We start from the raw sequence: 14,886 nt of genomic DNA on the forward strand, positions 1-14,886 counted from the left end.
GGAACTCAGGCCAGGGGCGTGGGCTCGGAGGGTTCCATGCGGGCAAAAAGGTCGTCTTCGGTTTCCCCACGCACCATCACGCGCGCTTGAGGTTCACCGGATGTGGTGCTCACCGCAACCACGGTGGGACGCGGTAGCCAGTTGTAGTTGCTGGACAGCGCCCAGCAATAGGCACCGGTGGCAGGCACCGCCAGGAGATCGCCGGCCGCCAGATCTGCGGGCAGGTAGGTGGAGTTGACCACAACGTCCCCGGACTCGCAGTGTTTTCCCACCACCCGCGAGAACACGGGTGCAGCCGTGCCCTCCCCGGAGGTGGAATCAGCAACCACGGCGGAGTAGTCCGCACCGTAGAGAACGGGTCGCGGGTTGTCTGACATGCCGCCGTCCACGGAGACGTAGCGGCGGGACTGACCGGGCTTGACCGTCACTGCCTTCATGGTGCCCACGGTGTAGAGCGTGATCCCTGCGGGACCAACAATGGAGCGGCCCGGCTCAAAGGAAAGATGCGGCACCGGAAACTCCAGGCGTTGGCAGGTGTCCCGGACGGCTGCGGCCAATGCTTCTGCAATGTGCTGGGCTGGGCGCGGGCGGTCAGCTTCCGTGTAGGCAATTCCATAGCCTCCGCCCAGGTCCAGTTGGGGCAGCTGGACCCCGAATTTGGCCCGAACCTCAGCCATGAAGGTCAGCACGCGCTCGGCTGCCTGGGCAAAACCCTCAGCGGCAAAAATCTGGGACCCGATGTGACAGTGGATGCCCTGCAAGTCAAGGTTGGGGTGAGCTACGCAGGCGCTCACAGCCCGCATGGCTGCCGATGTGACCGACTCCCCCGCCGATGCAACCCCATCCCCTACGGGTGCGGCTGCATCCGATGGTGCGGAGGCCACATCTGCGATGCTGCTCTGCCCGTCAGCACTCAGCGCGTCCTGAGCTTGAACGTCCGTGGCCTGCGGCGGGGCTAGGGAGAGGCCGAATTTTTGGTCCTCGTGCGCGGTTGCAATGAAGTCGTGGGTTTCCGCGTGGATGCCCGGTGTCACACGCAACATGACGGGGGCGGTGACTCCCAGTGTCCGCGCCAGCCTGCCCACCAGTTCGATCTCAGGCAGGGAATCCACCACAATGCGTCCCACACCCGCGTCCAGTGCTCGCGTGATCTCAGCCGCTGACTTGTTGTTCCCGTGCAGTGCCATGCGCGCCGGATCCATGCCTCCGCGCATACCGCAGGACATTTCTCCACCGGAGGCCGTGTCCAGATTCAGGCCCTCCTCCCGCACCCAGCGCACCACCTCCGGGGTCAGGAAGGACTTACCGGCGTAATAGACGGAAACCTGGGTTCCAATGGCCTCAAAAGCCTGATCGAAGGCATCCCGGAACTCGCGGGCACGTGCCCGGAAGGTGTCCTCAGAGACCACGTAGAGCGGTGTGCCGTAGGTTTCGGCCAGCGCGGCTGCGCTCAGCCCGGAAACGGTCAGCTCGCCGGAATCCCCCCGCCCAAAGGCCTCCGGCCACACGGTGCGGTCCAGCTCCTGCCAGTCGCGTGGAACGCTGAGCCACTCGGGCGCCAACTCACTGGGGCCGGTTTGCCACGAGTCTTCCCGCGCCACATCCACCATGGGCACGGGGCGTAGACGAAAACCGGTGGTGACGACGTCGTCGTGGTCATCGAATGGTTCGGACTGCTCGAAATTGCTCACGGTCACATCCTTTCGGGAGCGGATACCCCCAGCAACTCCAGGCCGTTGGCCAGCACCTGACCCGTGGCGTCATTGAGCCACAACCGCGTGCGGTGGGTGTCCGTGACCTCCTGCTCGGCCATGGGGGTCACACGGCAGGCACCGTACCAGCGGTGGTAGGCCCCGGCCAGGGCTTCCAGGTGACGGGCCACGCGGTGGGGTTCACGCAGTTGAGCCGCCTCCGCAACCACTGACGGATACGCACCCAGCGCAGCCAGCAATTCGCCCTCGGTCTGGTGGGAGAGCAACCCTGCATCAAATGCCTCCCGGGTCACCCCGGCCGCTTCTGCATTGCGATCCACGGCGCAGGTCCGCGCGTGGGCGTACTGGACGTAGAACACCGGGTTCTCATTGGACCGCTTGGTCAGCAAGTCCAAGTCAATGTCAATGTTGGAATCCACCGAGTACCGGGTCAGCGAGTACCGAGCGGCATCCACACCCACGGCATCCACCAGGTCCTCCATGGTCACCACGGTGCCGGCCCGCTTGGACATTCGCACCGCAACACCATCCTTGACCAGATTCACCATCTGGCCAATCATCACCTCAACGGTGGCGGGGTCATCTCCCAGGCTGGCCGCCACGGCTTTCAGACGTGCCACATAGCCGTGGTGATCAGCGCCCAGCATGTAGATGCACAGATCGGCACCGCGGTCACGCTTGTTCTTGAAGTAGGCAATGTCCCCTGCAATGTAGGCGGCGTTGCCGTCTGACTTGATGACCACACGGTCCTTGTCATCACCGTGTTCCGTGGAACGCAACCACCAGGCGCCGTCGTTGAAGTACAGCGAATCCTGAGCTTTCAGCTGCTCCAGCAGGGTTTCCACAGCGCCGTCTTCAAACAGCGAATTTTCGTGGAACCAGACGTCAAAGTGCACACCGAACTGTTCCAGGGAGTCCTTGATGTCCCCGAACATGAACTCAACTCCCGCTGACCGGAAAGCCTCCTGGGGGTCAGCAGATTCCAGGGCGTTCGGCTCTGCGGCCAGCACCCGCTGAGCAATCTCAGCAATGTAGTCACCCCCGTAGCCATCTTCCGGAGTGGGCTGGTGCTCAGCGGCAGCCAGAAGGGACTTGGCAAAGCGGTCGATCTGGGCACCGTGATCGTTGAAGTAGTACTCCCGGGTGACAGCAGCACCTTGGGATTCAAAGACCCGCGCCAGCGAATCGCCGACGGCAGCCCACCGGGTGCCACCCAGATGGATCGGACCCGTGGGGTTGGCTGAAACGAACTCCAAGTTGATGGTGGTCCCAGCCATGGACTGGTTGTGCCCGTACTGGCGGCCAGCCTCCACAACGGTGCGCGCCAATTCACCGGCTGCGGCGGTGTCCAGGGTGATGTTCAGGAAGCCGGGACCTGCGATGTCAACGGAAGCAACGCCGTCGTGTTCCTGGAGACGCTGCTGTAGCACCGCGGCAACTTCACGCGGTGGTTTACCGACCTTCTTAGTCAGTTGCATGGCAATGTTGGTGGCCCAATCACCGTGGTCACGGTTCTTTGGGCGCTCGATCTTGACGTCAGGAAGCTCAGCGCCCTCCATGAGGGACAACTCCCCCTGAGTCACGGCCTCACGCAGACATGCGGATACAACGGCAGTCAATTCTTCGGGAGTCACCGGGACAGTCTAGCGGCTGTGTCCGTTCCAGCCGGTCCCGCACGTACGTTCGTGGGGTCCGGGATGTCCGGAGCACACCCGGCGTGGTGATACAGTCTTGGGGTCCGTCACGGCGATCCCGGGGCGGTCCCGCCCGAGTAGCTCAGTGGATAGAGCGCTTGCCTCCGGAGCAAGAAGTCGTAGGTTCGAATCCTATCTCGGGCACTTCTTGTCCCTGATTTCGCGCCTCGTAACCTTAGGCGAGCACCACGAACTCACGCCACACGGTGTCTGTCGCCTTTAACATGGCATATCCAGGTTCACCCCCAGCGTCCCGATGACAGCGCTGGAAACGCATTGAGAACAGGTCAATTGTGGAGTTCGGCAATCATTCACAGCTCAAACCAGGCACCACAGTCCTGGTGGTTGGCTACAATCATCAGGCATATATCGGCGAGACGTTAAAAAGCATCTCACAGCAGACATTGCCTGCTGCCGCCGTCCTGATCACTGATGATGCATCACCTGGGCAAAGTGAAACGGCCCGGGTGGTGTATGAATACCTGGCAAAGGCACCCAAGACCTGGCAATGGCTGCCCCAGCAGAAGAACAAGGGTCTCAACGCAACCCTCAACAGCTTGTTGGACATGGTGGACACGGAATTTGTCACCTACATTGCCGCTGATGACACCATGCTGGATCATCGCATCGAGGTGCACACGAATCTGTTGCAAAACAGTAGCCCCACTGTTGGGTTGGCCTATTCGGATGCGCAGGTGATCAACGAACTCTCAGAGGTGATCGCGGAAACGTCGCGCACTGAGTTTCCGTGGCCCGACGAACCACAACGTACAGAAGAAACGCTGCGGTGTTTGGTGAAGGCCAACTGGATCCCTGCAGCGTCGCTCTTCATGCGGACATCCACATTGCGGGCGGTAGGCGGCTACGCGGAAGACTTGTTCTACGAAGACTTTGAGCTACTTCTGCGAATGGCCAAGGACCACCCCTTTGTCTACGCAGATGAACCGTTGGTGCAGGTGCGTCGATTGGCGACGTCGTTGGGAGCCCAGGGTTTCGTTTCAGACAGCCCTCGCTTTCTGCGGGCTTCCTACGTAGCACTCGGCCACGCCATCAGCCCGGCCGATCCAAGATTGCGTGCACAGGCTCAGGCCCTGCGATGGAACCTGGCCAAACGTGCTGTCACTTCCAACATGCCGCGCCGCGAGGCGCTGGCCATGCTGTGGAACGCTCGCTCTGGAGCAAAAACACCACTTCATGCGCATTGGCACCTGATCCAGGGTCTCATCAAACGACCCTGACATCAACCAGCCTTTCCGGTATGAACTGCTAACGACCAGCCGCCTGGAGGCACCGAACAGTGTGTTCAACACGCTTCTGTACGGTCTTTTCAAAAGTGTGCTCCCCCATGAACTCCAGTCCACGCAATCGGGCATCCGCCAACGATTGTGGGTCCTCCATGATTTGAGCCAGGCGTTCCACCAGACCGTCCACATTCCCAGGTTCAACTGCCCATCCAAGCCCGTGATCAACGGCCAGCGGTGTGAGGGTGCTATTGCGGAACCCCAGGACGGGGCAGCCAGATCCTAAGGATTCAAAATAGGTGCAGGACGGATCCCCCTGTGGATGTGGCAACACCATCAGATCAATGCTCTCTCGGACCTCCGGCAACCACTCATCACGAAATGCGCGGAACCCGGCAAACCGAATCCCCGAGTCCTGGCTTCGACGCAACTCCTCCTCTAACGGCCCGGCCCCGAAAATCGTCAGTTCTACATTCAAACCACGGACTCTGGCGCGTCGCGTCGCTTCCAGCGCAAACTGCGGGCCCTTGATGGGGTCCAACCGTCCTGAGAAACCCAGACGCAATGCCCCCTGTCCATCCCAACCAGAGACATCCCGCGCAGCTTCCAGGTCAGAAGCCCGCACGCGATGGTCGTAGTAGGTCAGGCTCTCGTGAGTCAGTCCGCTGTAAGCGTGTGAAGCCGCAGGCCCATTGCATTGCAGGCCCGCTGTCTGGCCTGCGGCCCTCCGGATTCTGAGTTCCTGTCTACCCAATCCTGCGAGCACTCGCAGCGCGTTGATCCCGCGCGCACCCAATGCCCGCTGAATGCCCCAGCGGATCCGCCAATCCACTTCAGCGGTCAGGACGATGGGTGTCTGGGCCTGCACGAGATCGAGCATGTGAGGCGCCAACAGGCCCGTCACGATGTCGAATCCGTGGCGATCAACTGCCTCGGGTCCATGACCAGATTGGCGGACATTCACCGCCACGTCCGTATCGCCCACGACGGCAAGACCGTCTGGTAGGGCAGCGGAGGCCGGGACCTCCAGTATCTCGGGCACCAATACTGTCACGGCCCCGGGCCATTGACGGGCCGTGGCCGTAACTGCTTCAGCAGCGCGGGCTTCCAAGAGGAAAGCGCCACTGTCAGCCAAGCCTCCCCTAACCCAAGCGGGAGTCGGGGAAACGTACCCCAAGGCCACATCCAAACTGCTACTCACCCTGTCACCCTTCCAGGCCTACTCCCAGTCTTGGGCCGGTGTCGCGTTTGAGCAGACCATAACGCAACCGTCCTTCGACAAATCCAATCCACCGCGCAATCCGGTAGCCGAACTCCTCGCTATCCCACTGCCGACGTCCTGCAACAGCTGCCACAGGGAATGCGAGAATTTTGGCCGCTTCAACGACCGTACGTGGATAACTCGATTGGTTTCTGGCTCCGTATCTGGTCGCCAGCATTGCGTGAGACCTGGCGCTGCGCCGAGCCAGTCTGCGTCGTACAGATGGTTGCCATCGCCCACGATAGGCAAGGGTCACGCTCTCTGCATCGTAGATGTGGTGACCTACTTGCTGAGCACGAAAAGCGAAGTCGTTGTCCTCCCCATTGGAGGCAAAAGATTGGTCGAATCCCTGCAACTGCCCGAAGATTTCGGCCGTGCATCCAAAGTTTCCGCCCATGAGAATGGGAAAAACCGTGTGTTGCTTGACCAAGGGTTCACGGAATGGATAGCCGGTCGGAATGGCTGCTCGGATCACCTCAAGATCATTGGTGTCGTAAACGTCATCGCCCACGACCAACGCGCTTCCGGACCACAGATCAGTGCTGGCGAAGGACAGCAAGCCATGATGGACCCAGTGGGTGGAAACAACGTCGTCAGCATCGCAGAACATCAGCCGTGGCGCGCGCGCATGTGCCGCGCCAACATTACGGGCATACGATGCACCTTGGTGCTGATCGGCTGTTATGACCCGTAGATCCAGCGCTATGTCTTCACCACATCGGCTGGCCAGTGACGCAGTTCCATCCGTGGATCGGTTGTCGACCACCAGCACTTCAAAAACCGGGGCAGAGTCCTGTGCGGCCAGGGCCAGCAGTTGCAAACCCAGGGTGGCCTCGGCATTGTGTGCGGGAATGATGACCGAGACCTGCGGCTCAGGATCGCGGGGGGTCATGGAGGTGTGATCCTACTTTTCAGTGCGCTTGCCATTCGCGGTCTCCGCCGGCACCCGCTCGGGGCACACGGCAAGACTCTGCGTGTACCAATGGCAGACAGTTCCAGCCTTACATCATGAGACTACATGAAAACGATGGGTCCACCTGTTAGCCCTCGATCTGGCCACGGCGGGACCACCAGAGTGCTCGTGCCGAAGTCAATGGAGTCTTAGGGTGGTGCCATGCCCCCGCAGCCCCTCACACGACTCGCTCCGATTGTCCCTGCCCTCAAGAGCCTCCTGGGTGGGGCACGTGAACGGTTCGGACAACGCACCATCATCCTGGCCCCAGACGTCAGTCGCGGCGGAAACCTCCTGTATTCCTGGGCCTGGGCCCACACCCTGAACTGTCTGCACGGCGAAGGCACCGCGCTGGTAGAACAAAATCGCCACGCCACTTTGTGGCTCAACGAGTTCCCGGATTTGCAGCCCCTCACGGTTGACCATCAGCAGATCCGCCTTCTGGACAAGCGCCACACAGAATCTTTGATGTACTACGGCGACCCCTTGACCGATGCCAACATCCGCGCCTTTGTCAAGCAGCGCCTACTAACCTCTCCCACATTTGCGAAACGAATTTCCCGGGTCAGAGCAGCCATGGGCGAGAACCCGTTGGTGATCAACGTGCGCCGTGGTGACTACTACACAGATTCAAGTTTGACCGCTCGATACGGAATAGATGTCCGCAAGCATGTGCGTGAGGCTCTCACGCTCTTGGGATATCAAGATGTTGATAAGCCGCACGCGTTCATCATTTCGGACAATCCTCACTGGTGCCTTACACACCTGAGTGATCTGGCAAACCTCCACAGCGTTGCAGATGGCCCAGGACCTGGCATGTTCAACGACCTTGCGGCCATTGCAGTCGCATCCCAGGTGGTGCTGGCCAACTCGACGTTCTCCTACTGGGGCCAGTTCATCAGCAGAGGGCTTGGTGTCCAGCAGCAGGCGGTTGCACCCCACGGCCACGAACGTCATGTGGACACCGGACACATCGTGATGAACTTGCTGGATCCGACATGGGGCCGAACCACGGCAACCCCGGGCCTGTAGCCCACGAGGCTGCGCGGTTCACGCTTGACGTGCACCGCCCAAGGGCTACCTCAACGGGGGCCGGCATCCGCTGAGGGAGGGTCCACGGAGAACGTGCCCAGATCAACCAGGCTGGCGAACTCCGGCTCACGGGCGTAGAGCTCCGCCATGGAGCCCTGAGCTGCCAACTTTCCACGGGAGAAAAAGAGGATGGAATCCGCATCCTTGACGGTGGAGAGCCTGTGGGCAATCACGATGACTGTGGTGCTGCCCCGCAAGCCACTGATGGTGTCTGTGATCTGTCGTTCGGTGTGATTGTCCAAGGCGCTTGTGGCCTCGTCCAGAATCAGAACATCCGGTTGGCTGTAGAGCGCGCGGGCGATCCCCAACCGTTGGGTCTGGCCACCTGACAGTCGAGCGCCCTGGTCCCCCACCCTGGTGTCCAACCCATCAGGAAGTGCCGCAACTACATCGGCGAGCTGAGAACGCTTCAGCACGTCCGCAAGAAGTTGATGATCAACCCTCTCCAAGGGTTGGCCAAAGGTCACCAGATCCCGCACACTGGCGTCCCACAGGTAGACCCGCTGGGAGACCATTCCCACGCGATTCCGCCAGGAACGAGGGTGCGCCACAATGTCCACGCCCCCTACCGTGATACTGCCCTCTGTAGGCAGGTACAGTCCCGCCAGAATATCTGCGAACGTGGTTTTTCCCGCGCCTGATCCACCCACCAGGGCAATGGTTTGCCCTGGTTCGATAGTGATGGACACGTTACTCAGTACGGGTTCCTGGGCATCCGGATAGGTGAATCCGACATCCCGGACTTCCAGGGGGGCCTGCGGAATTACCACAGTTGCTTCCCGAGCGGAGGGGTCTTGGGATGCCTCTACGGCCAAGGCTTGAAGTTCCTCAGCAACACGGGCCAACGACGGCGACCCACTTCGCACCAGGTTGATCGAGGCAACGGCCCGATTTAGTGCTGGAACAATCCGCATGGCCGCTGCAGCAAACACGGCGAGAAGACCGAATGCCGTGGCCGTGTCTTGGGTGGCGAACAGCACAATGGCGACGGCCAGAATCCCCAGTATCATCACGACTTCCAGGAGGTACTTGGGTAGTTCTCCGACCACCACCTGGAATCGGGAGAGCCCAGCAGATTCCTGCCTATTCGCTTTGAACCCCTGGGTGAACAGCGCCTCCCGACCAAAGAGTTTCATCTCACGGAAACCCTCAATGGCCGGATGAATGTAACCAAATGACTCCTGCCCCAACACAAAGTTCCGGTGTGCGTACTTCAGTGAGTACGGCTTGAGAACACGTGAGATGAGCAGAGAGAAACCCCCAAAAATCAAGAATGCAGCCAAAGCCGCGCCAGGCGAAAATACGAGGAGCATACCCAGCAACAGAACCACTGAGACGGCATCCACCATGAGGGCCAGCAGGCTGGTGAGAACCAGGTCAAACGTGGCAGGGACTGCCACGGTGACCGCATTGGTCATGGACGCCTTGGACCGCTGTCGATATGCGCTGTAAGGGGCCGCGGTGTAGCTCGCCAAAAGTTCGGCTTGCACCGCAGCACTGGCTCGTTTGGCCTCCCCCACGCTCCACCACCGCAAAGCAATGGTGACTATGTTCTTGACCAAGAAAGCCAAGCCCACCAGTGCAGCTGTGACAATCAGCAGAGTTTGTTGGTCGTCCGTGCCCACTACGGGAACCAGGTACTGCTGGACCACGCCGGGCAAGCCACTTGTGTCCGTCAACAGTTGCATCAATGGCAGCATCATGGCCACGGCAACCAGGTCCAGCAAGGCGGAGGCCAAGGCAGCAAGGAACATCAAGATGATGCGCCCCCGCATTCGCCACGGCACGGCTGCGAACACGATCCTGAGGCGCTGAACATCCTGGCGAACGGATCCACTACTCGGGGAACTATCGGTGCCTTGGTTGCGGCGAGTTAAAAACTTGGTCACCCAGCGGCCTGTTCCGCACGCACCAGGCGCGCCAGTTGATCCCGTGCTTCAGGAAGGCGGATCTCAAGTTCCCGCGCGGCAACCGTACTCAACGCTGCGTTGATAGGACGCGGCGCGGCATCAGGTTTGTCCTGAAAGTACTCTTCCGTGCTCACAGCACTGATCCGCTGCGGATCATGGCCCGAGTCCTGGAACACCCAGCGAGCCACCTGCGCCCAGGACACCACAGGACCGGCGTTGGTCACGTGGTACGTGCCGTAGGGCTTGGCGCCCGTGACCATGTCCAACAAGGCCGCCGCCAGATCATCGGCAAAGGTCAAGCGCCCCAGTTGGTCATCAACAACGCTGGGGTCCACATCCTTGTCAGCCAGCATTTTCATGGTGCGGACAAAGTTCTTGCCGGCATGCTCACCGGCACCAATGACCCAGCTGGTGCGCACCATCCAATGGCGGGGAATCGAGCGCACAGCCATTTCCCCTGCCGCCTTGGACTGCCCGTACACTGACAGCGGTGCCACGGGGGTATCGACGTCGTACTCGGCTGGGGGTGCCAAGGTGCCGTCGAACACGTAATCCGTGGACACGTGCAGCAGCGGTACGGCAGCATGGGCGCACATCAGGCTCAGGGCGGACACCCCCGTACCATTGACTGCCCATGCTGTTCGGCGCCCCTGGGCAGTTTGGGCCTCATCCACCGCTGTGTAGGCGGTGGTGTTGATGACCGCACGGTAGCCGCGCAGGTTCTGCACGGGCCAGGTACCCGGTGCTGACATGTCCCATTCATCGCGCGCGTAAGCCTGGAATGGCACGTTCTTTTCGGTGCACAGTGTCACCAGGGCGCTGCCGAGCTGGCCGCTGGTACCCAGGATCAGCAGCGGCGCGGGCCGCATGGGCTCAACATCCTTCAAGGCCGGGTGCTCCAGATCCTTGGAGGACCGTTCGGCCTGCTCCAGCGGTATGGGCCATTGGATGCCCAGGGAAGGATCTGCCGCGTTGACAAAGGTGTACTGCTCTTGGGCCGCGCCTGACCAGTGGTCGGTGACCAGATAGGTGTAGGCAGTGGAATCTTCCAGTGTTTGGAAGCTGTTGCCCACCCCCCTGGGCACCAGGGCAGCCCGGTCCGGCCCCAGCTCCGCCGTGACCACAGTCCCAAAATCCGGACCTTCCCGCAGGTCCACCCACGCCGCAAAAATCCGTCCGGTGGCCACAGAGACGTACTTGTCCCATGGTTCAGCGTGGATGCCCCGCGTTGTCCCGGCGTCTGCGTTGAACGAGATGTTGTTCTGCACGAATGCAAGGTCCGGCAACCCGGCAGCCACCATTTTCTCCCGCTGCCAATTTTCTTTGAACCATCCCCTGTTGTCCCCGTGAACCGGTAGATCAACAATCAGCAGTCCGGGAATCTCGGTCCGGTGGACCTGAAGTGCACTCATTGGCCCACCTTTGCGTACTTGGCCTCAGTGGCTTCCTTCTTGGGCCGCCACCAGGATTCATGGTGGCGATACCACTGCACGGTGTTTTCCAAACCGGCGCGGAAGTCCTGGTAGGCCGGCTGCCATCCCAGCTCTGAGCGCAAGGTGGTGGCATCAATGGCGTAGCGCAGATCATGCCCGGCACGGTCCGTGACATGGTCATAGGCTTGCCGATCTTGGCCCATGATCTCCAAGATCATTTCCAAGACATCCTTGTTGTTGCGTTCACCGTCAGCACCGATCAGATACGTGCGCCCGATTTCCCCGGCTTCCAAAATGCGCAACACCGCTGAGGAGTGATCGTCGGCGTGGATCCAGTCCCGTACGTTGTGGCCTGCGCCGTAGAGCTTGGGACGCCGCCCGTCCAGAATGTTGGTGATCTGGCGGGGAATGAACTTCTCCACGTGCTGGAAAGGCCCGTAGTTGTTGGAGCAGTTGCTGATGGTCGCCCGAACCCCAAAAGATCGCACCCACGCTTTGACCAGGTGGTCCGAGCCTGCTTTGGATGCAGAGTAAGGACTGGAGGGATTGTAGGCGGTGCGTTCCGTGAAACGTTGTGGATCATCCAGCTCCAAATCGCCATAGACCTCATCCGTGGAGATGTGGTGATACCGCACGTCATGACGCCGTACGGCCTCCAGCAATGTGAACGTACCCACCAGATTGGTGTGCACGAACGGTGTGGGATCGCTCAGGGAATTGTCGTTGTGGGATTCCGCTGCATAATGCACCACGGCATCTGCCGTGGACACCAGGGAGTCAACCAGGACAGCATCACAAATATCACCTTGCACGAACTCCAAACGATCAGAAGGCAATCCGTCCAAAGAGTGGAGATTCCCCGCATAGGTCAATTTGTCCAAGACGGTGACCGAGCTGGATGTGTGGTGCAGCAGGTGGTGGACAAAATTCGCCCCGATGAACCCCGCTCCGCCGGTCACCAGCACGTGCCGCGACGGGTCCTCTGAAGACATGGTTACTGTTCCTTCCCTCCCGGGTGCTCCCCGCGCACCGACGCTGCACCTGGCGTGAAGCCTGTAAGTACCCCTGGCGGATCGCAGACGTACGGCGACCATCATAGGTCTTCAATTGATTCACATGTAACATCATGGTCATGCTCGGGCAGGGTATGGGCTCCTGCCTAGGTCTGCATTCATCAGGGGCATTGACCGCACACGAATGAGGGGCACATGAAGGGTATTATTCTGGCCGGCGGCACGGGCTCCCGCCTGCACCCGATCACGTGGGGCACCTCCAAACAATTAGTTGCCGTTTATGACAAACCCATGATCTATTACCCGCTCTCCACCTTGATCTTGGCGGGTATTGACGACATTCTGCTCATCTCCACACCTGCCGACCAGCGGAACTTCCAATCGCTCCTGGGTGATGGCAGCCGGTTCGGCATCACCATCACCTACATGCAACAGCCATCCCCCGATGGCTTGGCGCAGGCCTTCATCCTGGGCAAGGACCACATCGGGGCGGATTCGGTGGCATTGGTGTTGGGTGACAATATTTTTTACGGTCCCGGCATGGGCACCCAGTTGCGGCGTCACACAGACCTGGAGGGAGCCACAATTTTCGGCTACTGGGTGGAGGACCCCACGGCCTACGGCGTGGTGGAGTTTGACGACGACGGCAGCGCCATCTCTCTGGAAGAGAAACCGAAGGCACCCAAGAGCAACTGGGCGGTACCCGGACTGTACTTCTACGACAATGCCGTGGTGGACATGGCAGCGGAGCTCAAACCTTCCACTCGGGGTGAGCTGGAGATCACCGACATCAACCAGATGTACCTGGACCGAGGTGATCTCACCGTCCAACAGCTACCCCGTGGAACAGCATGGCTGGACACGGGTACGTTCAATGACTTGAACGATGCCTCAAATTTCATCCGGACCATTGAATCTCGGCAGGGCTTGAAAGTCGGCTGCCCCGAGGAAGTGGCCTGGCGTGTGGGGCTACTCAGCGACGATGAACTCCGCGAACGCGCGGAGCCTCTGGTCAAGAGCGGTTACGGACGTTATCTCCTCAACATTCTGGGCCAGGGACGTTGAGCGAGCCCTCCCACCCCACCGCCGCGCACGCGCCGACCCATCAGTCCCAAGTCCTCGGGGAGTCGGCGGCTCAGGAGGTTCAGGTGCCCTTGGTGGTGCGGATCAAACTCGCCCACGGAGCAGTGGACCATGTGTTGGAGGAGGCGGGCATCCGGACTCTGCATTTCAAGGGGTACGCGGCCACGGAGATTTTTCCAGCGGATCGGGCCAGTTCCGATGTGGATGTGATTGTGGATCCTGCCCAGGCCCAACGATCGCTTGAGGCCCTGACTGCGCACGGTTGGACACTGGTCACCAACTATGCGGAGGGATCAATCTTCCGCCATGCTGCCGCCCTGTGGCACAACCACCTTGGTTACGTGGATGTCCACCGGTGGGTTCCGGGGTTCACTGCACCACCGGACTTGGTTTTCGATCGGCTATGGAGCAAGCACACCAGCCTTGACATTGCGCATTGGGGCTGTCCGGTCCCAGCCCGGTTGGATCACGTGATGTTGGCCCTACTCCATGCGGCGCGTGATCCCAACCGGGGAGCTCACGAAGCCCAGACCCTGTGGTCGGGACTGAGTTCGGCCCAACGCGACGAACTGCGATCCTCCGTCAAGGACCTTGGGGCCGAAGTTGCTTGGTTTGTGGCCACAGGTGAGGATTTGGGCGCTGACCGGGATCAAGCAAAAGTCTGGTCAGCCATTCAAGATGGTTCAGATCGTTCGGAGTTGCTCTCTGCACGACTGCATGCCGCCCGGGGAACTCGGCAAAAAGCAAGGCTGATGGGCGGTGCGCTGATTCTCAATCGCAGCCATTTGCAGATCGCGCTGGGACGAAAACCTGGCCTGTTGGACTACGCCCAGGAGTACCGAGTGCGCATTCGATCCGTTCTGCGGCATCTGAGGGCCCGTTCATGACGCGCTTTGGCCACCAACAAGCGGAATCTGGGGATGAGTCCGATCGGCATGGGCACCGTTGGGTGCCTCAACCGCACCTGACGTGGCTTCGGGACGGCAGCGGTCCTGTCTATCTGGCCATCTTCAACGACCTGCGCCCCAGGGTGCTGGCGGAGCCGACAGCTTCCATCTGGGAGATCCTGGCACAGTCCGGGACAGACCAGAATCCAGGTGTCACTGTGGGTCAGATCCTGTCCGAGTTGGAAAAAGCGGGCTTGTTACCCACTGACCAGCTTGCAGACCCAAAGGTCCAGGCGGATGTTGAGGGCGTTCTCACGCAGCTTCAGGACATGGATGCGGTCCGTAGATTGGACGAGTGACAGAGGGGTTCACGCCCGCTGAGCACCGCGCAATTGCTCCACCCACGTGCTGATCTCACCGGCAAATCGCCGCTCGGAGAACTTCTCTGCGTGAGACTTCAGCGCGGATGGATCCCAGTGGCGTTCCATGACTTGATTCATGGCCTGGGCCACGTCTGCTGCTTCAGGGCTGCGGGCAAACACACCATTGACGCCATCAACAATGGTGTCCAGGTAGCCACCGGCCGGAATGGCAATGGTGGGTTTACC

Annotated in this window: 12 protein-coding genes, 1 tRNA gene and 1 pseudogene; 6 read left to right on the plus strand and 8 right to left on the minus strand. The window is 60.5% G+C overall.

From position 1 onward, the window contains the following. Positions 1–5: 5 nt before the first annotated feature. Both Q4G32_RS06445 and argS read right to left on the minus strand, forming a co-directional pair. Positions 6–1,610, minus strand: coding sequence for a diaminopimelate decarboxylase family protein (locus tag Q4G32_RS06445; protein ID WP_303350138.1), 1,605 nt, complete (start codon positions 1,608–1,610; stop codon positions 6–8). An 83-nt stretch (positions 1,611–1,693) separates the two neighbouring features. Further along, positions 1,694–3,346 carry an arginine--tRNA ligase gene (argS, locus tag Q4G32_RS06450; RefSeq protein WP_303350094.1) on the minus strand — a complete coding sequence of 551 codons (1,653 nt, stop codon included), beginning with the start codon at positions 3,344–3,346 and terminating at the stop codon, positions 1,694–1,696. Between the two features lie 131 nt (positions 3,347–3,477). Between argS and Q4G32_RS06455 the strand changes: the two genes are divergently transcribed. Beyond that, a tRNA-Arg gene (locus Q4G32_RS06455) sits at positions 3,478–3,550 on the plus strand. Between the two features lie 149 nt (positions 3,551–3,699). Beyond that, positions 3,700–4,644, plus strand: a complete 945-nt coding sequence (locus Q4G32_RS06460) for a glycosyltransferase family 2 protein (RefSeq protein ID WP_303350096.1) — start codon at positions 3,700–3,702, stop codon at positions 4,642–4,644. 28 nt (positions 4,645–4,672) lie between these two features. Here the strand turns inward: Q4G32_RS06460 and Q4G32_RS06465 are convergent, their stop codons facing one another. Continuing rightward, positions 4,673–5,848 carry a glycosyltransferase family 4 protein gene (locus Q4G32_RS06465; RefSeq protein WP_303350098.1) on the minus strand — a complete coding sequence of 392 codons (1,176 nt, stop codon included), beginning with the start codon at positions 5,846–5,848 and terminating at the stop codon, positions 4,673–4,675. A gap of 4 nt (positions 5,849–5,852) precedes the next feature. Continuing rightward, positions 5,853–6,800 carry a glycosyltransferase family 2 protein gene (locus Q4G32_RS06470; protein WP_303350100.1) on the minus strand — a complete coding sequence of 316 codons (948 nt, stop codon included), beginning with the start codon at positions 6,798–6,800 and terminating at the stop codon, positions 5,853–5,855. Between the two features lie 222 nt (positions 6,801–7,022). Between Q4G32_RS06470 and Q4G32_RS06475 the strand changes: the two genes are divergently transcribed. Next, positions 7,023–7,892: an alpha-1,2-fucosyltransferase gene (locus Q4G32_RS06475; RefSeq protein ID WP_303350102.1), complete on the plus strand. Its 870-nt coding sequence runs from the start codon at positions 7,023–7,025 to the stop codon at positions 7,890–7,892. A gap of 50 nt (positions 7,893–7,942) precedes the next feature. Here Q4G32_RS06475 and Q4G32_RS06480 read toward each other — a convergent pair whose 3' ends face one another. The 3 genes from Q4G32_RS06480 to rfbB form a co-directional block, all read right to left on the minus strand. Continuing rightward, positions 7,943–9,727, minus strand: a complete 1,785-nt coding sequence (locus Q4G32_RS06480) for an ABC transporter ATP-binding protein (RefSeq protein WP_441327475.1) — start codon at positions 9,725–9,727, stop codon at positions 7,943–7,945. A gap of 110 nt (positions 9,728–9,837) precedes the next feature. Continuing rightward, positions 9,838–11,274 carry a sugar nucleotide-binding protein gene (locus tag Q4G32_RS06485; RefSeq protein WP_303350105.1) on the minus strand — a complete coding sequence of 479 codons (1,437 nt, stop codon included), beginning with the start codon at positions 11,272–11,274 and terminating at the stop codon, positions 9,838–9,840. Beyond that, positions 11,271–12,287, minus strand: coding sequence for a dTDP-glucose 4,6-dehydratase (gene rfbB, locus Q4G32_RS06490; RefSeq protein WP_303350107.1), 1,017 nt, complete (start codon positions 12,285–12,287; stop codon positions 11,271–11,273). The genes Q4G32_RS06485 and rfbB overlap by 4 nt, the downstream gene beginning before the upstream one ends. A 216-nt stretch (positions 12,288–12,503) precedes the next feature. Here rfbB and rfbA point away from each other — a divergent pair, with 216 nt between their 5' ends. The 3 genes from rfbA to Q4G32_RS06505 are packed head-to-tail and all read left to right on the plus strand — an operon-like array spanning position 12,504 to position 14,637. Then, positions 12,504–13,373 (plus strand): glucose-1-phosphate thymidylyltransferase RfbA, encoded by an 870-nt coding sequence (rfbA, locus tag Q4G32_RS06495; protein ID WP_303350109.1) that lies wholly within the window; start codon positions 12,504–12,506, stop codon positions 13,371–13,373. Further along, positions 13,370–14,278, plus strand: coding sequence for a nucleotidyltransferase family protein (locus Q4G32_RS06500; protein ID WP_303350110.1), 909 nt, complete (start codon positions 13,370–13,372; stop codon positions 14,276–14,278). The genes rfbA and Q4G32_RS06500 overlap by 4 nt, the downstream gene beginning before the upstream one ends. Then, the gene (locus Q4G32_RS06505) at positions 14,275–14,637 is read left to right on the plus strand and encodes a hypothetical protein (RefSeq protein WP_303350111.1); all 363 of its coding nucleotides are present in this window, start codon (positions 14,275–14,277) and stop codon (positions 14,635–14,637) included. The genes Q4G32_RS06500 and Q4G32_RS06505 overlap by 4 nt, the downstream gene beginning before the upstream one ends. Before the next feature lie 9 nt (positions 14,638–14,646). Here Q4G32_RS06505 and Q4G32_RS06510 read toward each other — a convergent pair. Continuing rightward, positions 14,647–14,886 (minus strand): annotated as a pseudogene (locus Q4G32_RS06510) (glycosyltransferase); the annotation flags it as partial.

The organism is Kocuria sp., assembly GCF_030538595.1.
Lineage (GTDB): Bacteria > Actinomycetota > Actinomycetes > Actinomycetales > Micrococcaceae > Kocuria.

Bases quoted from the DNA above. Each gene is read 5' to 3' on its own strand.
- Q4G32_RS06445 (WP_303350138.1), bottom strand. From the start codon at position 1,610: ATGGTGGATGTGGCGCGGGAAGACTCGTGGCAAACCGGCCCCAGTGAG.
- Q4G32_RS06470 (WP_303350100.1), bottom strand. From the start codon at position 6,800: ATGACCCCCCGCGATCCTGAGCCGCAGGTCTCGGTCATCATTCCCGCA.
- Q4G32_RS06475 (WP_303350102.1), top strand. From the start codon at position 7,023: ATGCCCCCGCAGCCCCTCACACGACTCGCTCCGATTGTCCCTGCCCTC.
- Q4G32_RS06480 (WP_441327475.1), bottom strand. From the start codon at position 9,727: ATGCGGGGGCGCATCATCTTGATGTTCCTTGCTGCCTTGGCCTCCGCC.
- Q4G32_RS06485 (WP_303350105.1), bottom strand. From the start codon at position 11,274: ATGAGTGCACTTCAGGTCCACCGGACCGAGATTCCCGGACTGCTGATT.
- rfbB (WP_303350107.1), bottom strand. From the start codon at position 12,287: ATGTCTTCAGAGGACCCGTCGCGGCACGTGCTGGTGACCGGCGGAGCG.
- rfbA (WP_303350109.1), top strand. From the start codon at position 12,504: ATGAAGGGTATTATTCTGGCCGGCGGCACGGGCTCCCGCCTGCACCCG.
- Q4G32_RS06505 (WP_303350111.1), top strand. From the start codon at position 14,275: ATGACGCGCTTTGGCCACCAACAAGCGGAATCTGGGGATGAGTCCGAT.